The 21,411-nt window shown below is 70.2% G+C and carries 24 protein-coding genes and 1 pseudogene; 22 read left to right on the top strand and 3 right to left on the bottom strand.

The genetic code is table 11. The features are described 5' to 3' along the window. Positions 1–23 precede the first annotated feature (23 nt). The 7 genes from AB0E90_RS43785 (at position 24) to AB0E90_RS43815 (ending at position 5,945) form a co-directional block, all read left to right on the top strand. The gene (locus AB0E90_RS43785; RefSeq protein WP_360418265.1) at positions 24–704 is read left to right on the top strand and encodes an NAD(P)H-dependent oxidoreductase; all 681 of its coding nucleotides are present in this window, start codon (positions 24–26) and stop codon (positions 702–704) included. A 71-nt stretch (positions 705–775) separates the two neighbouring features. Further along, positions 776–982: a helix-turn-helix domain-containing protein gene (locus tag AB0E90_RS43790; RefSeq protein WP_360418266.1), complete on the top strand. Its 207-nt coding sequence runs from the start codon at positions 776–778 to the stop codon at positions 980–982. Positions 983–1,079: 97 nt separating this feature from the next. Then, positions 1,080–1,772 (top strand): hypothetical protein, encoded by a 693-nt coding sequence (locus tag AB0E90_RS43795; protein ID WP_360418267.1) that lies wholly within the window; start codon positions 1,080–1,082, stop codon positions 1,770–1,772. Continuing rightward, positions 1,769–2,608: an SAM-dependent methyltransferase gene (locus tag AB0E90_RS43800; RefSeq protein WP_360418268.1), complete on the top strand. Its 840-nt coding sequence runs from the start codon at positions 1,769–1,771 to the stop codon at positions 2,606–2,608. Before AB0E90_RS43795 ends, AB0E90_RS43800 begins: the two co-directional genes overlap by 4 nt. Further along, positions 2,605–3,561, top strand: coding sequence for a hypothetical protein (locus AB0E90_RS43805; RefSeq protein ID WP_360418269.1), 957 nt, complete (start codon positions 2,605–2,607; stop codon positions 3,559–3,561). Before AB0E90_RS43800 ends, AB0E90_RS43805 begins: the two co-directional genes overlap by 4 nt. A 177-nt stretch (positions 3,562–3,738) precedes the next feature. Next, complete coding sequence (locus AB0E90_RS43810) at positions 3,739–4,929, top strand: hypothetical protein (RefSeq protein WP_360418270.1); 1,191 nt, start codon at positions 3,739–3,741, stop codon at positions 4,927–4,929. Between the two features lie 215 nt (positions 4,930–5,144). After that, a complete protein-coding gene (locus tag AB0E90_RS43815; protein ID WP_360418271.1) occupies positions 5,145–5,945 on the top strand; it encodes a hypothetical protein in 801 nt (266 codons plus the stop codon). 26 nt (positions 5,946–5,971) lie between these two features. On the opposite strand, the gene AB0E90_RS43820 is transcribed toward AB0E90_RS43815, so the two are convergent. Beyond that, positions 5,972–6,148, bottom strand: coding sequence for a hypothetical protein (locus AB0E90_RS43820; RefSeq protein WP_360418272.1), 177 nt, complete (start codon positions 6,146–6,148; stop codon positions 5,972–5,974). A gap of 164 nt (positions 6,149–6,312) precedes the next feature. Between AB0E90_RS43820 and AB0E90_RS43825 the strand changes: the two genes are divergently transcribed. After that, positions 6,313–7,194, top strand: coding sequence for an endonuclease/exonuclease/phosphatase family protein (locus tag AB0E90_RS43825; protein ID WP_360418273.1), 882 nt, complete (start codon positions 6,313–6,315; stop codon positions 7,192–7,194). Further along, complete coding sequence (locus AB0E90_RS43830) at positions 7,191–7,346, top strand: hypothetical protein (RefSeq protein ID WP_360418274.1); 156 nt, start codon at positions 7,191–7,193, stop codon at positions 7,344–7,346. Before AB0E90_RS43825 ends, AB0E90_RS43830 begins: the two co-directional genes overlap by 4 nt. Positions 7,347–7,634: 288 nt before the next feature. Here the strand turns inward: AB0E90_RS43830 and AB0E90_RS43835 are convergent, their stop codons facing one another. Both AB0E90_RS43835 and AB0E90_RS43840 read right to left on the bottom strand, forming a co-directional pair. Further along, positions 7,635–7,901, bottom strand: coding sequence for a hypothetical protein (locus AB0E90_RS43835; RefSeq protein ID WP_360418275.1), 267 nt, complete (start codon positions 7,899–7,901; stop codon positions 7,635–7,637). Between the two features lie 204 nt (positions 7,902–8,105). Then, the gene (locus tag AB0E90_RS43840) at positions 8,106–8,450 is read right to left on the bottom strand and encodes an Lsr2 family protein (protein ID WP_360418276.1); all 345 of its coding nucleotides are present in this window, start codon (positions 8,448–8,450) and stop codon (positions 8,106–8,108) included. A gap of 171 nt (positions 8,451–8,621) precedes the next feature. On the opposite strand from AB0E90_RS43840, the pseudogene AB0E90_RS43845 reads away from it, so the two are divergent. The 13 genes and pseudogenes from AB0E90_RS43845 to AB0E90_RS43905 all read left to right on the top strand — a co-directional run. Further along, a pseudogene (locus AB0E90_RS43845) lies at positions 8,622–8,837 on the top strand (DNA-processing protein DprA); the annotation flags it as partial. Between the two features lie 549 nt (positions 8,838–9,386). Continuing rightward, a complete protein-coding gene (locus tag AB0E90_RS43850) occupies positions 9,387–10,358 on the top strand; it encodes a DNA-processing protein DprA (protein ID WP_360418277.1) in 972 nt (323 codons plus the stop codon). 113 nt (positions 10,359–10,471) lie between these two features. Continuing rightward, complete coding sequence (locus tag AB0E90_RS43855) at positions 10,472–11,275, top strand: hypothetical protein (protein WP_360418278.1); 804 nt, start codon at positions 10,472–10,474, stop codon at positions 11,273–11,275. A gap of 13 nt (positions 11,276–11,288) precedes the next feature. Beyond that, positions 11,289–11,933: a hypothetical protein gene (locus AB0E90_RS43860; protein ID WP_360418279.1), complete on the top strand. Its 645-nt coding sequence runs from the start codon at positions 11,289–11,291 to the stop codon at positions 11,931–11,933. 192 nt (positions 11,934–12,125) lie between these two features. Further along, entirely contained in the window at positions 12,126–13,196 is a 1,071-nt protein-coding gene (locus AB0E90_RS43865) for a GGDEF domain-containing protein (protein WP_360418280.1), read from the top strand. Positions 13,197–13,277: 81 nt separating this feature from the next. Next, the gene (locus tag AB0E90_RS43870) at positions 13,278–14,063 is read left to right on the top strand and encodes a hypothetical protein (protein WP_360418281.1); all 786 of its coding nucleotides are present in this window, start codon (positions 13,278–13,280) and stop codon (positions 14,061–14,063) included. 47 nt (positions 14,064–14,110) lie between these two features. Then, on the top strand, positions 14,111–14,545 hold the full coding sequence (locus tag AB0E90_RS43875) for a hypothetical protein (RefSeq protein ID WP_360418282.1): 435 nt from the start codon (positions 14,111–14,113) through the stop codon (positions 14,543–14,545). Positions 14,546–14,583: 38 nt separating this feature from the next. Beyond that, complete coding sequence (locus AB0E90_RS43880; RefSeq protein ID WP_360418283.1) at positions 14,584–14,916, top strand: hypothetical protein; 333 nt, start codon at positions 14,584–14,586, stop codon at positions 14,914–14,916. A gap of 180 nt (positions 14,917–15,096) precedes the next feature. After that, the gene (locus AB0E90_RS43885) at positions 15,097–15,687 is read left to right on the top strand and encodes an ATP-binding protein (protein ID WP_360418318.1); all 591 of its coding nucleotides are present in this window, start codon (positions 15,097–15,099) and stop codon (positions 15,685–15,687) included. Positions 15,688–16,057: 370 nt separating this feature from the next. Further along, the gene (locus AB0E90_RS43890; protein ID WP_360418284.1) at positions 16,058–17,041 is read left to right on the top strand and encodes a DUF4192 domain-containing protein; all 984 of its coding nucleotides are present in this window, start codon (positions 16,058–16,060) and stop codon (positions 17,039–17,041) included. Positions 17,042–17,043: 2 nt separating this feature from the next. Further along, positions 17,044–17,976, top strand: coding sequence for a hypothetical protein (locus AB0E90_RS43895; RefSeq protein WP_360418285.1), 933 nt, complete (start codon positions 17,044–17,046; stop codon positions 17,974–17,976). Positions 17,977–18,182: 206 nt separating this feature from the next. Next, positions 18,183–19,268, top strand: coding sequence for a methyltransferase (locus AB0E90_RS43900; protein ID WP_360418286.1), 1,086 nt, complete (start codon positions 18,183–18,185; stop codon positions 19,266–19,268). Between the two features lie 287 nt (positions 19,269–19,555). Then, positions 19,556–21,361 carry a ParB N-terminal domain-containing protein gene (locus AB0E90_RS43905; RefSeq protein WP_360418287.1) on the top strand — a complete coding sequence of 602 codons (1,806 nt, stop codon included), beginning with the start codon at positions 19,556–19,558 and terminating at the stop codon, positions 21,359–21,361. Positions 21,362–21,411 lie beyond the last annotated feature (50 nt).

Raw genomic sequence — 21,411 nt, forward strand, 5'->3', positions numbered from 1 at the left:
GCCGCGGCCGGAAGGGACTGTTGATGCCTGCCGACCTTGACCTGTCTCTGCGCGACGACGGCGCGAGAAACACCGCCACGGGCGTCGCGGCGGTGCAACGAATGACCGCCAGTCAGCCGCAAACCGGTATGACCACAGTCCATCGCCCGATCCGGGTGACCGACGTCGTCGGCAGCCGAGCCCCGCACTCTCTCACCACGACAGTGACCGACACCGTGATCAAAGCCCTCAAAACCACCGGCATCATCCCCGCGCACCACCCGGTCCGGATGCTCGATCTCGGTGCTCACCGCGACCAAACCGGCAGAAGCCGACACGGCACGCGGCCACCCGACCCGGTCCCGCTCATGCGCGCCACCGACTTGCTGATCGTCGCGTCACCGTCGTATCTGCTCACCTACTCAGGTGTCCTCAAGGCACTGCTCGACGACCTCGGGCCGATGTCGCTACACCGCATCGTCACCCTCGCGATCTCCGTCGAGGCCAACCGCAGAACCGGCACCGGCCGGCGATTACAGAAGCTGCTCGACCAACTGGGAGCCGTCCTGCCGGCGCCGCCGCTGATCATCACCCGGCCCGAAGACCCGCAGCACTGCATCACCCGCTGGGCGACGGCCCACAACTGCGTTCTCCTCCAAGCGCTGGCCCAGCTGGACCCCTGCCTGCAAGCCCGGCGCCACGCATCCCTACCAGACGATTCGTGAGAACCGTGACCGCCACCCCGCATCCTCAACCCGCTCTACCCACCGCCGTATCCCGGTCGCCGCGTAGGCGGGTGCCCGCCGATCAGCGGCGGGCACTACGACTGTTCGTCGCCCGCCGGTACACCGCCGGGGCCTGCATCCGGCAGATCGCCGGCGAGCTCGGCCGCTCCTACGGCCTGGTGCACCAGCTGCTGCAAGAGGCACAGGTCGTGCGGCGCTCCCGCACTGGCCGCTACGACCTCGACCGTGCGTGCGCGCCGCCGGAGCCCACGTTGTGAACGGGCCGCCACGCACACCGCTCCGGCTGTCCACCACCGGCCGCCGAAAGCAGCATCCCTTTTCCGGCCGACCGTCTGAATCGGAATCGACTTGATCATGCCTGCGGATCTTGACCTGCACATCCGCGACGCCGGTGCATGGGACACCGCCGCTGTCGCCGATGTCCTGACCGCCGCCATCGCGACCACGAGCGTGGTGCGCTGGATGCTGCCCGCCACGCCCGCGGGTACGCGGCAGTTGCCGTCTCGCCTCGTCACGCTCGTCAGCGAGCAGATCACGCGACGACGCGTGCGGGTCGTCGACGACGCCGGCCGGTTGACGGCGGCGATCGTGTGGACCACCTGCACCAGCAGCGCCGACCTCGTCCCGGATCCAGGCGCGGTGCTGCTGGACGTCGAGGGTGATGCCCACCGCTCCCGCCTGCTGCACACCTTGCTCGCGCAGCGGCACCCCACCCGGGCGCATCATCACCTGCTCGCCATCGGCGTTCACCCCGCCCGGCAACGCCACGGTATCGGCACGGCGCTGCTGGCCGACTGGCACCAGCACCTCGCCGCCGAGCCCGCCGAGGTGTTCCTGCTCGCCCCGAACCCCCTGCTCGCCCTGGCCCGTAACGCCGGCTACCACACGATCGGCCAGCCGATCACCCCGATGCTCTCGGCTCCGCCGATCTACGTGCTGGGGCGAACCCTCGCCAATAGCCCCACCCCCGGCCCCATCCGCATGCCGGTGACAGCCGGGGTGGGCGCCACCGGGCAGCCGGCCCCTGCCCTGGAGACAGCACGGTGACCATCGCCGAGGATCTGGACGCGTTCTCCCGCAGCTACCGGGCCGTGCCGAGCGCGGCACGCATGACCGACTGGGCATTGGGCGGGGCCTACAACCTGGCCGTCGACCAGAACCTCTGGGATCAGATCAGCGCGGTGTTCCCCGCGGCCCGCGACGCGGCGATCGCCGAGCGGGAGTTCTGCGGCCGGGCCGTGTGGTGGCTCACCGACAAGGGCATCCGCCAGTTCCTCGACCTCGGCGGGGGCGGTAGCGCGCTGCTGCCCGGCAGCGTCCACCAGACAGCGGACTGCCCCGTGCGGGTCGCCTACGTCGACCCCGACCCCGTCCAGGCCGCCCTGGCCCGCGACGTGCTGACCGACATTCCGCACACCGTCGCGGTCCACGGTGACATCCGCGACCCGTACAGCGTCCTCGACGATCCACAGGTACTCGCCCTGTTCGACTTCGGCGACCCGGTCGCCGTCCTGATGTCCGGGCGATTGTCCTTCCTCACCGACGGCGACGACCCAACGGCGATCATCACCGCCATCGACGCCGCGACCGCACCCGGCAGCTACCTGGTGCTCTCCCAGATCGGCCCGGACCTGGCGCCCGGCGGAGCGCGACGACAGCAGGCCATCCGGGACCTGTATGACCAGACACCGACGCCGCTGACCATCCGCGACCCTGCACAGACGACCGCACTGCTGGCCGGCAGCCGTTTCCGGCTGATCGACCCCGGCCTCGTCGCCGCGACCGAGTGGCGGCCCGAACCCGACTGGCCGCGAACCGTCCAACCCACCGTGCTGGCCGGCGTCGCCACCACACCCACCCACGCGCAAGGAGTGCCGCGGTGACCGCTGCTCCCGACACCCAGCAGACACCCGGCAGCACGGGGGCCGGGCCGTATCTGCCCGCCGATCGCGTCGTGCTGACCTGCCTGCCCTGCCGTATCGGGCTCGTCCTCGGAGACCACCACCTGCCAAACCCGTCCGCGACGGGCGTGATCAGCCGGGCCCGAGGTCACGCCCACCGCGACCGGCCCGCCAGCATCGCCCTGTGGCGGTTCGTCACCGACCACATCGGTGATCATCTGAGCGTCGTCCATGAAGGCGACCAACACCTCGACGATGGCACACCCATTCCCGCCGACATCCGGCTGATCGAACCCGACAGCATCGTGTTCACCACCAGAGACGGCCTCACCTACACCGACGGGGCACCCGACGACCTTGTCCTCAGCCAGTACATCGAGGGTTGGCCCGAACAACCCACCCTCACACACGTGCGCGGTCCCCGCACCTACACCACGCTGCACCCCCATGCCCCGTTCTCGACCGTGGACAACCCGCACCAGCGGCGCACGATCCGGCCCGGCATACCCGCACCGGCCACCCGCGACCGGCCGGTGCACATCACCGATAAGCGGCAGGCGCCAGGGCTGACGTACTTCCTCGCCCACAACGACGACGACTGCTGGGTGCTCTACGGCCTCGACACGCTAGGCACAACCGGCTACCACTCAGCCACCATCGAGCACCTCGACGCCACCGACGCCGACGCAGCCCACCACTGGGCGCAGCTGCACCTGCATGACGATCATGACGCCGACCACGGGTTCGTCACCGAATGGCGGCCCGCCGTCCTCGAAGGCACGGCTGGTTGGGTGCCGCTGTTCGACGACACCGACCGACGACTCGTGCCCTGGAACGACCTCGCCCCTGAAACGGGCTCCCGCCACCCCGACGCGGCGGCCCGCTACCACAACCACGCCAGCCTGAGCACCACACCACCGAGCGGGAACAGGTGACCGGTGTACCCGCTACCGACACCGCCCGGCAGCCATGCGCCCGCCCGGCAGACGACACCGGCCACCTCAGCCGTAGCTGGCGAAGCACGGACGGGATCGACCACCGAGCCGGTCACCACACCCCGCGCGCCAGCCACCGACGCGGCTCGTCCGCCGATCAGCTCACAGAGATTTGCCATGACCGATGAGCAACACGCCGCCCCGGCGAACACCTCCATGCCCGACGGTGCGGGCAGCAGGCAACTCCACGATCACCCGCTTGTCAGCGGTTCCGGCGTGGATACGGCCCACGGCCGGATGGTGGACCGGCCGGCGCCGTTACCGCAGATGCTCGCCGGGCGGAACCCGGCCGCTGGCATCGATGACCCGGACCACGCTCTGGAACTGGTCGAGGTGGCCCTGCGCTGGGCCGCCGTGGCCAGCCCGCACCCGCAGCTGTCCGAGTGGGTCCGCTACGCCGACGAGGTCACCGCGGTGCTGCTCAGCGCCGGTCACCCGCAACGGCAACGAGCCGCATTGGCACGCCTTGCCGTGAAGGCCGGCATCCTGCCACCGCAAGGCGGCGACGGGCACGGGACCGCCGAGGCGATCGCTGCCGTACTCGCCGACGACCCCCACGTTCTGATCGGTACCGAAAAGCTCACCGCCGTCCTGCAGTTCTGGCTCGGCATACATGGCCACGGCTACTGCGATCACGCGCACGCCGGTGTGCGGTACACGGTCCTGCCACCCGCCGACGATCCCGAACTGTGCCCCGCCCGGATGACCAACCCCGACCGGCCCGGCCGTGCCAGCTGGCACGGCCTGCTTCCGCCCGCCCCGGCGTGGGGACAGCCGCCGGCGGACTCCGATCGAGCCGCGCCCGAAGTGACCCGCCGGCCGCTGCCCGCAGCGGCGGCACCCGCACCCGGGCTGGATGGTCGCCACACGCGAGGCCTGCGGCGACGGTTGACCAGCCTCGCTGTCGCCTGCGGTGTCCATGCCCTCGGCATGGCTATCGCGGGGACAGCACTGACAACCCTGCTGATTCCCTGGCCCGTTACCTGGCCCGCCGGCAGCGCGGTCACCGTCGCGTTGCTGGCCGGATTCACCGCGGCCAGCACGGTCACGCTCGCGTTGATCAGTGTCGCCGCGGCCACCGGCCGCCGCGGTCACCAGCCGTCAACCGTGCTCGCTATCACCGGCAGGCTCGTTCAGGCGCACCTCGTGGCAGCCGTCGCCGCCGCGGCGGCGACGGCCGTCTACACCACCGAGCTGCTCCTGGTCTGCCTCAACTGCGCCGGGTTCGCCGTGTACGCCTGGGTGCAGCTGAAGAGCATCCGTGACGCCATCACCCGATACCACCACGCCGCCGCGGGAATCCCGTGAAGCCCAAGCCCGGCCCGGCCGACTGACCGGTCAAGCCCCGCACCCGTGACAGGGTCACCGCCCAGCCGGCCGGACTGGAACTCGGTCTGGGCGAACCCGGCCTGGCCTTCCACCATGCGCTGGCGGCTCGACCCGCCAACACACCATCACCGGCCGGCACCGCTTCGCCGGCCAGGCCGGACACCATCCCTCATTTCGTCAGGAGCTGTCACCGCATGACCAGCGAATACATTCGGACTCACGCCCGGCAGGTTCAAACCTCGGTGCGCCGCTACACACACCCCGCAACCGGCCGCACGGTCACGGTGATCGGCACCTACCACTTCGGGAAGCCCTCCTACTGGCAGAGCCTGCGCGAGATGATCGACAAACTCGAAGCCAACGGCGCGGTCGTGTACTGCGAGGGCAGCCACCGGGCCGGCACGGACACCGGAGCGGACGAGCAGGAACAAGAAGTCCTGGACCGGCTGCACCGCGCCCGTGAGTTGGTCAATCGGCGGACGATGGCGCTGGGCTGGACCGGCCAGATCGGGGGCCTGGGCTACCCCGACAGCTGGCAATTCGTCGATCTGAGCACCCTGGAAATCATCCGCCGGCTGGGACTACCGCTGGCCCGCACGATCGCCGCCCGGCAAATGCGGGCGATGGATTGGCCCGACACCAGCCGCAGCGGGTTCAACCGGCTACGCCTGCAGATCGCGGTGATGCTGCGGGTCATGTCCAGCGACAAACGCATCGCCAAGATGGCCGCCAGCCAGCCCGGCGGCGATGTGCTGATCAAGGCCCGCGAAGAGCATGTCTTGGCCGAGGTATCCGGCGGTGACCAGGACGCCGTGCTGATCTGGGGACTTGCGCACCTGCCCGGCCTGCACGACGGCCTGGCCGCGCTGGGCTTCCAGCGGTTCGGGCCACCGCAATGGCACACCACCATCCGCAGGCGCCCGTCGATCCTCAGCGCCCTGCTCCGCCTGGTCTTGCGCTGGCCTGCGCCGCACGTCCCGGAGACTCACCAATGATTCGCTGCAGCCGGCCACGCCCGCGATCACGGCCAAAGGATGACGCCTTCGACGACCTGCGCGCCTTGCTCGGCGTCGCGAGTATCTCCGGTCGCTTCCGTACATACCTGAACAACATCGCCACGACTGCCGGCCGTGATGCCGGCGGCATCACCACCGGGACGGCCGCTGCCACGAACGTCAGCAGCCTTGACGGCGTCCACGACGGCAGATGCCGGCCGGCAACCCCTCCGCTTCCGCCTGCCCGCCCATGTTCTCGGAGAAGGACCACAGTAATGATCTTGTTGGCGGTTACGTTCAACTACCGGGCCGGTGCGCGCGATCAAGGCGGTTCCCGTCGGCTTGCGGGTCCTGCGGGCGGGGCGGCATGAGCACGCCGATGTTCCGCGCGGTCAGCTACAACATGCTCGCGTACGGCAGGTCCGCGATGCGTACCCGCGCAGGCCAGCACGAGATGCTGCGTTTGCTGCGCCCGGACGTGGTCTGTCTGCAGGAAATCTATGCCGCTGACGCCGACAGGGACGAGCTCGATCGTCTGGTGACGTCGATCGCCGAGGGGCTCGGGATGGTTGCTCTCGCCGTCCCGGCCCGGCACTCCGACTGCCACCTGGCGATCCTGTGGCGGCCCGAGTATCACGTGCTCTCGTCGAAGGCTTACGACCTGCTGATGTGGCACGGCCTGGGCGTCGTACGACTCGACATCGGCGCGGATATCCCGCTGACGGTCGCGGTGACCCACCTCGCGCCGTGGAACCCGGACAAGCGGCTCTGCGACGCGATCACCCTGACCGGGCAACTACCGCTGACGGACGCGACGATCGTGGGCGCGGACTGGAACTCCTTCGGCGCCGACCCGGAGTACGACCCTGACCCGGACTGGGCAGCGCTGGCCCCGCAGTGGATCGCGCGGCAGGTGCGGTGGAACGACGACCCGCACGCGCCGCCGTTAGCTGATCGGCGGCCCGCGCACATGATGCAGCGCAGCGGGTTCTCCGACGTCGCGCCCACGCTCGGCGCAGCCTGGCAGGCCACTGGCGGACACCGCGGCGGCTGGCAGCGACGCGAGGACGTGTTCTGGACTACCAGGCCGGCAGCGCTACGCGAATACCAGGTGGTCGACACCGACCAGGCGAAAGGGCTGTCGGACCACCTACCGATCGTGGTCGATCTGGACCCGAAGGCGTTGACGCAGATGCCGCCCTTTGCCCGCGGTGATCAGGGTGTGCCGGCCGGTCAGGTGACGTCGTGATCACCGGTGCGCTGCGCGGATCCGCGCATCCGGTGGGCTGGTCGGGGCGCGGTGCCGGCCACCAGTTCGAGGAGTTCCGCTTCCACGTCGACGACCAGCTGATCCCGGCCAACGTAACCCTCATCACCCTTGATTCGACCCCGCCCACCTGATCCCGTGCGGGCCGCCGCTCACCGCGCTTCACCAGCGGCGGCCCGCTGACCGATCGCACCATCATCGGAGTCGAAGCCCTGCCCGCTGGCTGCGGCACGGCGCCGCCACAGCGACCGCCGCCGCAGACTGGCCTGTCGGCCACGGCGGAAATGTCATACGTAGCCGTCATCCTGACTTCATGGCAGCCTCGGCCGCGACCCCAGCACCCGCCCGCATCGAATTGGCGATCAACGAAGCGCGTACACGGTTCGTGCAGCTGGTGCGACTGACCCGCCTGAGCCGCCAGGTCACAGTGATTTGCCGAGCACGGACAGGCCGTAGCCGCCGTTGTCCCCATGGATCTGCTGGACCCCCGGGGCGTCGAGCCGGACCCCACTGCCGGCAACGCAGCCGGATGGCTGCAGCGACTCGAGAAGGTCCGACACGACTTGATGGGCCAACACGCCGCCCGGACCGCTGAGCTTCGCCAAGCACTCGACGAAGCGTGGAGCATCGTCGACCAGCTCCGACCAGCAGGGGCCGACCGACAGATCGACATCCAGCGCGCCGCCCACGCACATCTACGCCGCAAGGACTAACAGCAAGTTTCTTATCGATAGGTGAAGGCCCGTTCTGCGGTCATTGTCAAACTGGACGGCAGTCGTGAATCTGTCGGAACCACACCAACAACCCAGCCGCGTGTTTCTCCTGGGAGTACGAATTCGCAGCAGGCCCGCCACCATCGGCGGGCCGCCACGGGTGTCATTCCTGCACGCCGCTCAATGCGCCGCGTTGTACGCATCCGCAACGGCGCTCGGGATCCGGCCGCGGTCCGACACGTCGTGGCCGTTCTTGACCGCCCATTCGCGGATCGCCAGATTCTTCTCACGGTTACTGGCAGAGCCGGTCCCGCGCGTGCCGCGAGGCAACACCCCGCCGATGCCCGCGCGCCCGATCCGCGTTCCCGCGCTGAGATAAGGATCCAGCGCCTTACGCAGCTTGCCGGCGTTCTTTTCCGACAGGTCGATGGTGTAGTTCACGCCATCCAGACCGAACTCCACTGTCCGATCGGCTTCGCCGCCATCCAGATCGTCCACCAGTTTGGTGATGACTTGCTTAGCCACGCTACTCCAATCCCAGGAATTTCTTGTCAGAACAAGCTGACTCGATACTTATTGACAAGAATAGCCGTAATGGATCTGAATTCCCAAAGACCGGCCCGATTGTGACGCAACGCCTATCCATCAATTGTCGTGATGGGCTTATAGAGCGACGGGCGCAGCCGATGTGAAGTCAACCGCATCGTCGCCGCCGTGGCTGCGGGCGCGGTCCTCGTCGAAGCGGCGCCGCGCAGCGGCAGCCTCCAGATGATGGACAGAGTGCTGGCGCTGCACCGGCTCGCAATGGTGGTCCCCGGGCCTGTCACCTCACCCATGTCCCTGGGCTGCCACGAGCTAATGCACTCGCACCCAGAGGCGACGCTGCTGACCGCTCCGGCGCAGGTACTTGAAATCCTCAACTGCGACGAGGCTTCAGCTGCCGGCCTGCCGGGTGAACCGGGGACGCTGTCCCACCCGCGAGCCTAGGTAATCGATGCGGGGCACGCGGAAAGCCTCACCGCGAAAGAGATGCAACCGCCGACGCGAGGCGCCGGTCACCTCTAAGCCTGTCGAGGGGGCAAACGGGCTGACGAACACTGAGGTGACCGGCGGTCCGGACCGGTCCCCGAGCGGACCAGCCCAACCAGCCGGCCCGGCTGCGCGCCGCCCGAATAGGCGGCGGACCGGCCTGCCGTCGGCCCGAGTGCCACACCGGGTGCTCGGTCTGTGCACCGCCCGGGAGAGGGCCGGGCACGGTCCCACCCGGGCCGGCCAGGGGGCAAGCCGCCCGGCATTGCTTGCCGACAGGGCCCGCAAAGGTCGAAGTTGCGCGCTCAGCAGCACCGCGAGCCGGGGCTTGCCCCCGGGCTCGGCCCCGGGTGGGCCGGATCGTGCCGTCCACCCCGGCGGCGCCCCGACCAGCGCGGCCGCCGGGCCTCGTCCGAGACTCGGAGGTCCACGATGACCGTCGACGATGACCCTGTTCGTGACGTGCTGGCGGCCTTGTCCTACTACCTGGGCAAACACCTGCCGGAACATCTGGCAGATCTGACAATGTTGCATCACTATCGGCCAGGAGAAGCGCCGGGTAGCTACCGGATGCGAGTCCTGAAGGCCGGTGACGGGGCACGCGCGGCGGCGCTGCTGGCGTTGGGGCGCTCACTGCGAGAGCGGGCCGACGACGCGGGCATCGCCTTGCTGATCCGCGGCGACACGGGCTGGCCCGGGCACGCCGACCTCGGCCGGGTGCCGTGCCTGTGGGTACGCGGCAACCCCGACCTGCATACCGCCCTCATTCGGTCCGTGACCGTCACGGGCAGCCGCGCGGCCAGTGACGAAGGACGCATGCTCGCGGCCGAAATCGGGCTCGGCCTCGCCGACGCGGGGCTGACCGTCGTGACCGGGCTGTCGGCCGGCATCGACGCCGCCGCAGCCGCGGCCGCATTCGACTCCACGACACCGCCGGTGCTGGTGCACCCCGGGGGTCTGGACCAGCCTGCCGGCCTCACCCTGCGGAACCTGGCGGACCGCGCGGCCAGCATGTCAGCGCTGATCAGCCCGTTCCCGCCGGGATGTGACCGCACCTCACGGCGGTGGGACTACCGCAATCTGCTGCTGGGCATGCTCAGCGCGGTCACCGTTGTCATCGAGGCATCATCGACGCCGCGCGGCATCCTGACGGCGCGCGCCGCGACCGAGTCGGGACGGCTGGTCTGCGCGGTCCCCGGGCCGGTCCGCAGTGGTTTGTGGTCCGGCTGCCATCAGCTGATCGCCGACGGCGTCGCGCAACTGGTCACTGGCCCCTCTGCGGTCCTGGACGCCCTGCAAGGCGCCGCGCAGCGCGGCAACCCTGCGGCGGTTGCCGCGTTCAGCGGCCTCGACACCGAGGCCAACCCCGGCATGCAAAATGCGCCCGCCGAGCCCACGCCGTGACCGCCGTTCATCGCGGCCTTCCGCACACGGCGGCGGTCTGCCAGCGTTCCCGCGCCGGCCGGCAGCGGTGGATCCGTCGCCGCGACGGCGGTTTCGACCGGGGTCGATACGCGGTGGCGGCCCTGCCCGAGGCGGAAGCGAAAGCGTTCTGCCTGACCCACCACTACGCCCGATCGTGGCCGGCAGCACGTCTGAGGTACGGCATGATCGACCGCGACACCGGTGGACTCTGCGGGCTGATCGTGCTCGGCGTCCCGATGCACCACGCCGTACTGACCGGTCCATTTCCCCTGCTGGAACCGTACCGGCAAAGCCTAGAGCTGTCGCGTGTGACCCTGCTCGATACGGTCGCACCCAACGGTGAAAGCTGGCTGATCACCCAGGCTTTGCGACGTGCCGCCGAGTTCGGCGTACGCGGGGTGGTCGCCTTCGCCGATCCGGTACCCCGGTGGCGGGAAACTCCCCACGGGCGGGTTCTGGTCAAACCAGGGCACATAGGTGGGCTGTATCAAGCCTGCTCAGCGCTCTACACCGGACTCGCCACGCCCCGCACGCTGATCATGCTGCCGGACGCCACCGTGCTCACTGCCCGGGCTGCCGCGAAACTGACCGCCGGTGAGCGCGGGGCACGCGGCGTGACAGCCCGCCTCCTCGCGCTCGGCGCGACGCCGCCACATCCCGGCCGACACCCGGCGGCATGGCTGCAGCACGCCCTGGCTGAAATCGGCGCCACCCGGATCCGCCACCCGGGCAACCATCGATACCTGATCAAAGTTGGCGGGCCGCGGCAGCGGTGTAAGACCGTCATCGCGTACACCGGCCGCCCGTACCCGAGCGCCGCAGCACCGCGAGGCGCGGTCCCGGCACCACACCGTGGAACTGTCCGGCCAGCCCGCTTTCCTGCAGCCGCTTCGTGAAGGAAGGAACTCAATGCCCTCGGATGAAGTCGTGCGCCGGCGCGGCGTGAGGATCTCCCTTGCCGCAACCGCGTACCGCCCCGCCGGCCGCCATCAGCGATGGACGGTGGAGGCAGCCGAGCGCTGGCGCGCCGAAGGACCCACTGAGAAAGCCGCGGCCGACGCACTCACCGCCGGCCTGCAGACGTTTCTCGAGTCCTATCGCGAGCCGGTCGTGCTGTCGTTTCGCGGCTACACCGTCGTGCTGGCACTCGACCTGGCATGGGGACCACAGCCACGGCCGATCTGGCTCGAACGCACGATCCGGCCAGACGGGACGACCTCGTCCAGCGGCCGGACCGCCGAGAGCTGGCAGGATGCGGAAGCATCGGCCCGATACACCCTCGCCCAGCGCACGACGGACTGGCCGGACAACGCCAGCGTCCATGAAGCCGCTTTCCTGGCTCGCGCCACCATCGTCGACGACCGGTACGGGCCGGACGAGCTGTTGCGATATGCGGCGTGGCAGCGAGCCGCGGCCGCCGCGATCAGCGCCGCCGCGGCGACTGGCACGAGTGGGCCAGCGACCACCACGCGGAATTCGCCGTGGAACCTGCGGCCGAGACAGCCAACTGATCACGGCCGCCCGGTAATTCTGTCCTGGCACGCCGTGGCGTGAGGCTGGTCTGCTGCGGCTCGTAGCCCAGGCGGAACCCCACCGCGGGGCATCGTCTACCCGCCGGATCGGCTCAGCGCCGGCCGTGATCTCCCCGGACGACGCTGTACCCGCAGGATCACGTAATCATCCGACCATTCCGAAGGGGCTCACCGCCAGGTGAGCCCCTTTTCCTGTGCTTTGGAGGTGTCCATCGTGTCTTTGTCCGCCGCTGCGTGGGCAGCATCGGAGGTCCTGCAGATCGGCGCCGCCGTGGTCACGTTGGTGCAGCTGCGCCGCCGCATTGCTGCCCTGACCGCCGCGACGCGCACTGACGAGCTCACCGGGCTGGGGAATCGGCGAGGCCTGACCGCCGCCCTCGCCCGCCGCGTGGCACCGCCGGCGGTGCTGTTGCTGGATGTGCGCCGGTTCAAAGGCGTCAACGACCGCTACGGCTACCACGCCGGCGACGAACTGCTGCGGCAGGTCGCCGCACGGCTCCACCAGATCGCCGCCCGGCACGCCGGAGTGGCCGCCCGACTCGGCGGCGACGAATTCGCCCTGCTCCTACCGATCGCCGCCGCTGCTGACGTAACCGCTGTGATCGCGGAAGTCGAGCGAGCACTCGCCACGCCCCTGCACCTTCCCGACGCGGCCGGTCAGGTCGAGCTCAGCGCGGTCTTCGGCGCGTCACTGCCGCCAGCCGCACTGTCCGACCGGCCGTTACGGGCAGCGGACATCGCCCTGCACTACGCGCGGCACCACGGTTTGCAGGCGGTGATCTACCGGCCCGGCATGACCTACCCGGCCGCCGAGGATCGGCACGGTCCTCGGCTGCGCGACCGGCCGGGCGCAGCACCGGTCATCGAGACCGACACGGACCTGCTGCACCAGCTCATGACCGTCCCCGGTTCAGGCAGCGCCGCAGGCCCCGCTCGCAGGCTGACGGAACTCGCGGAACGCTGTGATCCGCGCTCCTCGACGTTCGGCACCGCCGCCGCCGAACTGGTCGCCGCGCTCGTGACCCATCGTGTGCTGTGGCTGCACGAACCGGTGACCGATGTGCGTCTCGAGGCGACCGCCGCCGGCCCGCACCGTGACGGCGCCTTGCTGTTGCTAGTCACCTTCGCCGACACGCTCACGCTCTGCTCGGCCCCGATGTCGGCACCCAGCTTCGCGCACCCTGCCGTCGAACCGGTCGAGTTCCTGCTCGCCACGGTCGTCGACACCGTCGTCGGCTTCGCGGACGCCTACTGCACCCTCCGCGCGCAGAGGGCTGACCGGTGAACGGTGCGTTCCCGCCGCTGGCCGCCGGTCTTGAACCGGCCCTGACCGCCAGCTCGGGCAGCGGGCTCACGGGGTGAGCAGGTGGAGGTCTTCTACCTGGGCACCCACCGCCCCGCCTGGCTGAGTGACTGCCCGGTGCCGCTGTTCGTCTCCGACACCACCCTGCGCGAGCGCCGGCGGCTGCCCCGGGCGGTGTGCCGGTGGGCGCTGGACTCCGGCGGCTTCAGCCAGCTGACCCGCTCCGGCAGCTGGGCCGACGGGCCGACCCCACGCCAGTACGCCACCCGGATCCGCCGCTACGCCGACGAGATCGGCGGCCTCGACTGGGCGTCCGCGCAGGACTGGATGTGCGAACCACCGATGCTCGCCCACACTGGCCTCGACATACGCCGCCACCAGTACCTGACCGTCATCAACTATCTCGAGCTCACGACGATCGACCCGGGATTGCCGATCGTGCCCGCCGTCCAGGGCTGGCGACCGGGCGATTACCTCGACTGCGTCGAGCTCTACGCCCGCTACGGCGTCGACCTGCGCACGCTGCCTCTGGTTGCGGTCGGCTCCCTCTGCCGCCGGCAGGGCACCGCCGAGGCCGAGACCATCGTCGACCGGCTGCACCGGCACGGCCTGCGCCGGCTGCACACCTACGGTGTCAAAACGCTCGGGCTTGCCCGGTTCGCCGACCGCATCACCTCCAGCGACTCCCTCGCCTGGTCACGAACGGCCCGCCACCAGCCACCGCTGCCCGGCTGCACCCATCGCGGCCACTGCGGCAACTGCCGCCGCTTCGCCCTGCGCTGGCGCACGGCGCTGCTGCGCAGGACCCCGCTGTCCGGTGCACCACGACCGGCACCGCCACCAGATTAACGCCACCACACCTCAAACCCAGCCCTGACCAGCCCTCTGGAGAGACCATGACCCCCACCAGCAGAAGCATCGCCGAGGCCCTCACGACGGTGCGCCAGGCCGCCGACCGAGCCCGGACCGGCACCCTCAACCACCAGGCTGTCCACGACGCGTTCCGCACCGCCGTCACACTGATCAGGCAGCTTGACCTGCGGGCATTTCCGCTCGATGAGGATGACACGCTGGAACAGGTCGTCGTCACCGTGCACGGGGTCGACGTCAGCGTCCGCGGCCGTAGTGGCGATCTGTTCGTGCACGTCGAGGACATCCGCGACGACCTGGACCAGCGGACACTGCCGCTGTCGGTCGAGGTCAACAACGCCGGCGAGATGGCCTACGGGGATCCCGCACCGCTGTGCGACGGATGTGGGGACCTGCCCGCGGTCGACCGGACGCTGATGAGATGTTCAGGCTGCCTCGGCCGGCGGGGGCGGCGCTCGTGAACCGGCCGCAGCGAGGGCTTCGGCAAGCAGCGCAGGCTTTGGCCTGGCTTTGTCAGCTGCTGACGCGTATCGCAGCGCGGCACGGTAGGCCCGCCGATCCGCCGATCCGTACCTTCCTGGACCTGTCGACGGCGCACCTGCAACAGCAGACCTGCGACGAACTCGACAGCTACCCCGGCGTGATCGCGTACGAGACGACCTACGGCTGGCTTATGTACGCCCCGCAGGACGCAACCGGCCTCGCCCACGCCAACGACTGGCCAGCCGAACTGCTACCGATCATGAAGCTGGCCCGCGAGCACGACTGCGCCTACGTGCTGTTCGACCGCGACGCCGACCAGAGCTACCTGCTTGCGGCTTTCGACTGGTAGACGCCGCCGGAAACCACCAACCCCAGCCAGCGGAGACCCCGGAGCGGCCTCCCGCGCCCATCGCACCGACCGTCGGCCCGGCCTGCATAGCCCGGCCCCAGCCCGGGGTGGCTCATCAACACAACGGAGAGACTCGAATGATCGTCAAATCGTCGATGCCGCGGCCTGTTCCTGGCCGGGCTGCGCCGGCCACGGGAGGCGGGACGCGTGGTCCTTGCCCGCGCTCGCGGCATGGTCACCTACCCGGCACCGTTCCAACTGGTCGCGACGTCGAAGCCATGCCCCTGTACCGCACCGTCAGCATGCACCTGCACGGCCCCCGCGCAGCGCCGCTACCAGGCACGGCTGGCCGGACTCGGAACCCGGCCGGCGATCAGCCTGCAGCTCACGGCACCCGGCCGCGACGCCTGCGCGGTCGGTGAATCCTCCGCGCAGGCCGCCGTCCGCGTCGCGCGGGCACGCACGATCGCCGCGGATCGCCTACGTGGCGACGGCTACCGGGTCAACGCCGACCTACCGCTCACGACCCTCACCGGCCGCCACGGGCTGCCGCGCCGTACCGTCGCCGGCCTGACCCGGATGGTGGACACCGGCGCGATCGGGTTGACCGGCTACGCCGGCATCCTGCAGACGGCGTGGACCATCGGCGACTTGCGCGGCACCGAACGTCCGGACCAGGACGCGATCGACACCGCCATCGCCTTCTATCTGCCCGGCACTGCCCAGCCCGTCCCAGCGCGTCCCGGCCAAGATGAGCCCCGTCCGGCCTGAAACCAGATTCCCCTCGCATTATGGACGGCCCACTGGTACCGCCCGCCTGACCCGACGGGCGGCAGCACCCGGGGCGCGCTGCCCCGAACCGCTTGTACCGGCCACGCCGAGCGGCGGCAAGGGCGTGCCGTCCCCGCTCCAGCACCGTCACACCTGCTGCGGGGTCGTGCCGGTAGCCGCTGGTGCCGGAGCCAGGCCGGATCCCTTGCCCGCCCGCTTCGGCGCCACGGCCGGTCCGCGACCGGGGTCAGCGCGGCCCGGTGCCAACCAGCCGCCCGGGTCGCCCCGGGCGTTGATGTTGTTCACCACGTCGCGATGACGGTGCCGCCGCATCCGCGGCGGCGCGACCACGTCGCGAAGGGACCATCCTGTGAACCACCACCAAAGGCGTTGCGGTATCCGGAGTGCCAGCGATCTGCTGGGCGCCGTGCCCTACCTGCTGGGCTTCCGTCCCGACAACTCGTTCGTCGCGCTCCTGCTCGATGCTGACCACCTGGTCCTCGCGGCGGCCCGCGCCGACCTGGACCACCCGATCGACGAACTGGCCCGCAGGCTGGGGGAAGCGTTCGGCCCTCAGACTGCCGGTGTGGTGTTGCTGGGCTACGGGCCGGTCCCGGATGCGGACCGGCTCAACACGCTGATCCGCGTCGTGCGCCGTGACATCGTGGTCAAGGGCGGGTTGTGGGTCGCTGATGGCGAGTACCGCTGCGTGTGGGACGGCTGCGATTGCCTGGCACGTCACGGTGTGGCGTTCGACGCGCGGGCGACCGTGTCGGCGGCACGCCTGACCGCCCGCGGTCTGGTCGCCGCCGGATCGCGTGAGGAATTGGTCGCTGAGCTTGCCCCCGATTCGGTCGCGCAGGCCCGCATTCAGGATTTGCTGGCTGCCGGTCACCGCATCGATGCCCAGGCCGCTGTTGACGATGCGTTGTGGCTGGGCGAGCAGGGGAAACGACTCAGCGATGCCCAGGTCGCGGCGCTCGTCGTCGCCCTGCGCCGGCGGGAGCTTCGCGAGCAGGTGTGGCGGGCCACGGACGATCTGCCGTGGCAGCGGCAGTTGTGGTTCGACCTGACCCGCCGGGTTCCGGACCACCACGTCAGTGTGGTGGCCGCGCTCGCCGCGTGGTGGGCGTGGCGGACCGGTCACGAACTGCTCGCCCGAGCAGCGCTCGACCGTGCCGTTGCTTCCGGTTCACCCGCCACCCTCGCGCTCATTGTCGCCGCGCTGGTCACCGCGCGGATCGATCCGGAAAGCCTGCCGTGGCCGCTGAGCCGTGCCGAGGTCAGCGCGCTGGCCGACCTGCGTAGCCGTGTTCGGCCGACCGGTTCGCCCGAGCGCGGGAACCGGTGGTAGCGGTGGTTCTGCTCATCACCGCCGACCTCGGGATCCGTCACCAGGCCCGCCGCTACGCCCGGCAGGCCGGCGTCTGGCTCGACACGCACGAGGACTTCCACGGTCCGGTGAAGCTGCGCTGGGGCCGTTCCCCGCTGGTGCTACTCGGCGCCGACCTGCTGCCCATCGCGGGCCGGCAACGGTTGCGCCGCCACGAGAACCTGGTGGTGCTCACCGACGGGCAGATGCGTACGCGGGGCGCCGACCGCCTCGGCGCCTGTCGTGTCGTCAACGTCGCGACCGGCCGGGCCTGGCTGACCGCACGGCTGGCGCCGACCGCGACGGTGACGCTGGGCCGGCTCGCCGGCGCGGGCTACCGAATCGGCTACGCCGACCCCGACATCACCCACCAAATGCGGGTCGTTGACGGGTGGCAGGTCAGCGACCAGCGCAGAAGCGGCACGGACGCACCGTACGTGTCCTTCGGGCAGGTAGCGCGCGGTGACGACACGGCCGGGCAGTCCAGCAGCGCCCAGCGCAGCAACTTCCGCGTCGCGCACCGCCGTTTCCCGCACGCCTGGACCAACACCGTCCACAACGACGTCACCACGCTGGGCGCGTTCGTCGCCGACCTACCCCCGGCCGCCGTCGACCAGATGGTGGCCTTGGCCGGCCATCCGCTGCTGGACGACGACGATCACAGCGCGCTGGAAGACGACGACATCCACGCGAGCTGGCAGCAGACGGTGGCCGCGGACGTGCGCGGCCTGCTCGACGACCACACCCGCCAGCTGTTCGACGTCCTCGGTGACGCGCTGTGCCAGCAGCTGTGGTGGGACACCGCCACCGATCTCGGCCTCGACCCCGAGCACACCGGTCACAGCGTCAGCTGGAACTACTCGACGATCGTGCCCGCGTTCGCTGCCCGGCTACGCACGTACCGCGACGGCGCATAGCCCGATCATCCGGCCCGACACCGGCGCCCGGGTTCTGGGCGCCGCCTGGGTTTCGCGCGCCGGTGCACGGTGGCGCTGCGCGACTCGGCGACGTCACGTAACCACCACGAGCTGCCCCGTTCTTCTCCATCGGCTGTTCGCCGTGCTGAGCCACTTCGGCGCTCCGCGCGGCGGGCGGCCATTTTTCTTGCCCAAAGGAGTCCGATATGTCCATACCAGATTCGCTTCGCCGCGATGTCTTGGCGACGGATGGCATCGCCGCGTCTGACGCCGTGGCCCGTGAGTTGCACGCCGAAGCCCTGCGCAGCGGCAAGACACCGCTGCCGGTTCGCGACCGGGCCGGCTACGTGCGCACCCCGGACCAACTCGCCGACGCGTTGTGTACGTGGCCGGACCACGACCTGTGCTGGCTGCCTGCCGGGGCGCGCGTGCTCGAGCCGTCCGCCGGCGACGGTTCGCTGGTCGCGGCGATCCTGCGGGCCAACCCGCGGGTGACGGTGACCGCGGTCGAGCCGCATCCGGTGCGGGCACAGGCGTGCGCCGACCGCAACGCCGGAGCCGGCGGGGACGTCGCGGTGCATGTCACGACGTTCGAGCAGTACGCCGCCGGCGCCGCCCGCGCGGGAACGTTATTCGACGCGGTGGTGATGAATCCGCCGTTCGCGGTGGCCGGGCAGGCCGACGTGTGGCTGGACCACCTGCGCGCGGCGTGGCATCTGCTGCGTCCCGGCGGCCGGCTGGTCGCTGTCGTCCCCGAAGGGTTCGCGTTTCGCAGCAACGGTATCCAGGCCGACGCGCGCGCGTTCGTGGAGCATCACGGCACCCACCGGCCGCTTGCCGCCGACGCATTCGCGTCGGCCGGCGTGCAGGTAGCGGCGCGGGTGGCGCGGATGACCAAACCGGTCGGCACGGCCGGCCCGGAGTATCTGCTGGCACCCAATCCAATCCGGGAACCGGTGCCGGTGCACGTGCCGCGGCTGACCGGGGCCGCGGTGCTCGATACCCCGGCGCAGGTGATCCGCGGGGGATGGCACGACGGCCGCGTGCTGCGCTACCACGGCCGGTGCGTGCTGTGCGGCTGGCTGTTGTGGGGCTTCGACGATCGGCAGAACGATCCCCGCGGCCCGCTGGGCGCCTTCAGCGCCGGATTCAGCCTGCGGGCGGACGAGTACGAGATGTCCGGCCCGACGGTCGGGTTGTGCCTGGACTGCGCCAACACCGGCGACCGGTACCGGCAAGCCCTCGACCTGGCCTACCAGCACTGGGCTGCTGTTGCGGCGATCAGCGCCTGACCGGCGCTTATCTGATCTTTTCGGGTCTTTACCTGCCCGGGCCTGCTGGGCGGGTCCCGGGCGGTGCTGGCCGCCGGATCCTGGCCGACCGCGGCTCGTCCCGCCAAGACCCACCCGGGCTGCACACCCGCTACCGAGACGCCCAGTCGATGCAGCCGGGCGGGTCTTCGGCGGGCCCGCGCCGATCGGCCGGCCGGGCGGACCGGGCCAGCGCCGCCCACGGGCCCAGCCCTCAGGGCGGCACGGAGGCGTTTTCCGCCTGTTTCCTGCTTTAAGGAGTAACTGTCGTGACCACCACTCTCGAACCCCCGACGCAGAACGTCGACCGCGACGTCACCGCGACCGGCACCGACCTGGAACTGTCGACCACCGAGGTCGTCGACGCCGAAATCCTCGACGAGGACGAGGTTGTGGCGCCGTTGGCTGCCGTGACGGCCCCGCCGTCGATGCGCATGGAACGGCTCGACCCGCGCCTGTTGATGGACAATCCCCGCAACTCGGCGAAGCGGCTGCGGGACCTGACCGATCTGATCTCGTCGATGCCCATCGTCGGTGTTCTCGAGCCGCTGGTCGTCGTTCCGCTCGACCCGCCGGTCACCGTCACCGACCAGGACACGAAGACCACGATCACCTACGAGTACATGCTGCTGATGGGGCACCGGCGGAAGTACGCCGCCATCACCGTCGGGCTGCCGCACGTGCCGTGCTGGGTCGTCGACGACCACGGCTCCGTGTACCAGATCCTGGCGCAGCTGCTGGAGAACAGCCACCGCGCCGGTCTGACCCCCACCGAGGAGGCGGAGAGCTTCCACCAGCTGACCCTGGAAGGCTGGAACGAGCAGCAGATCGCCCAGGTACGCGCGATCCCGGCCACGCAGGTCCGCAAGACCCTGCAGATCCGCGAGCTGCCGGAGGCCGCCAAGCAGGCCCTCGACGCCAAGGCGCTCAGCTTCGACGAAGCCGCGGCGCTCGCCGAGTTCGAGGAAACCCCCCGCGTCTACGAGAAGCTGGTCGGCGAGATCGGCAACAAGTGGCGGTTCCAGCAGGCCCTGACCAGCGCCCGCGCCAGCCGGATCTACACCGCGGCCAAGGACCTGGCCCGGGCGAACCTGGTCATCGACGGTGTGAAGGTCACCAGCCGGCCGAAGAAGTTCGGCTACGACAGCACCGAGGTCGACGTGCGGCAGCTGACCGACGCCGACGGCCAGCCGCTCGACCCTAAGCAGGTCAAGACGATGCCCGGGATGGCCGCGTTCATCGAACGCGACGGCACCACCGCGAAGACGGTCGTCTACTGCGTCGACCCCGACAAGTACGGCTACCAGCGGGCGCAGTCTTCCCGCTACTCGTGGATGACCCCAGAGAAGGCCGCCGAGAAGGAAGCGCAGGAACAGGCGCAGGCCGAGACCCGCGAGCAGCTGCGCCAGGCGGCCCAGGTGCGCCGCGAATTCATCCGGGCCACCTGGGGCACCGCGAAGGCCGCCCGCAGCCTGTACGTGGCGGCCCTGCGCGCCAACCTCATCGGCCAGGACCTCGCATACAGCGACGACCTCACCGACCTCTACACGGCGCTGGGTGGCGCCGACCTCGACGCGCTGCTCACCGCCGGCGAGGACAAGCTGCGCCGCAGCCTCGTCGCCCGCTGGCTGTGCGCTCTGGAATCCAACCTGGAGCTCGCCGCCGGCGAGTATCCCTGGAGCTTCGACGACCGTCGCGGGCTCGCCTTCTACAACCTGCTGATGACCGTCGACGAGCCGTACCCGCTCACCGACGCGGAGATGGCCCACTACGACCTCCTCACGGCCAAGCTCACCGCTGCTGATCCCGGCGAGGACGACGAGGCGGAGAACCGCGAGACGCAGAACGACGAGGCGCAGGACCACGCGAGAGAGCACCGCGAGGCGGATGACCCGGCCGACGATGCCGGCACCCGGGCCGACGACACCGTGGACACCCCGCTCGACGAGCAGCCTGATGGTCAGCGGCCGGACGGCGACGAGCACGAGGACGCGAGCGAGGGCGAGGACGCGAGCGAGGGCGAGGACGCGAGCCAGGGCGGGGGAGAGGTGAGCGTCGAACCCGCTTTCGCCTGACCTCGATATCGCAGCCATCCACCGCACGGCGCGAGCCCCGCTACGGGGCT

The organism is Actinoplanes sp. NPDC026619, assembly GCF_040638295.1.
Classification (GTDB): Bacteria; Actinomycetota; Actinomycetes; order Mycobacteriales; family Micromonosporaceae; genus Actinoplanes.

Coding starts and splice junctions, on each gene's coding strand:
- AB0E90_RS43850 (WP_360418277.1), top strand. CDS start 9,387: ATGACCGTCGACGATGACCCTGTTCGTGACGTGCTGGCGGCCTTGTCC.
- AB0E90_RS43860 (WP_360418279.1), top strand. CDS start 11,289: ATGCCCTCGGATGAAGTCGTGCGCCGGCGCGGCGTGAGGATCTCCCTT.
- AB0E90_RS43825 (WP_360418273.1), top strand. CDS start 6,313: ATGAGCACGCCGATGTTCCGCGCGGTCAGCTACAACATGCTCGCGTAC.
- AB0E90_RS43815 (WP_360418271.1), top strand. CDS start 5,145: ATGACCAGCGAATACATTCGGACTCACGCCCGGCAGGTTCAAACCTCG.
- AB0E90_RS43785 (WP_360418265.1), top strand. CDS start 24: ATGCCTGCCGACCTTGACCTGTCTCTGCGCGACGACGGCGCGAGAAAC.
- AB0E90_RS43875 (WP_360418282.1), top strand. CDS start 14,111: ATGACCCCCACCAGCAGAAGCATCGCCGAGGCCCTCACGACGGTGCGC.
- AB0E90_RS43900 (WP_360418286.1), top strand. CDS start 18,183: ATGTCCATACCAGATTCGCTTCGCCGCGATGTCTTGGCGACGGATGGC.
- AB0E90_RS43810 (WP_360418270.1), top strand. CDS start 3,739: ATGACCGATGAGCAACACGCCGCCCCGGCGAACACCTCCATGCCCGAC.
- AB0E90_RS43795 (WP_360418267.1), top strand. CDS start 1,080: ATGCCTGCGGATCTTGACCTGCACATCCGCGACGCCGGTGCATGGGAC.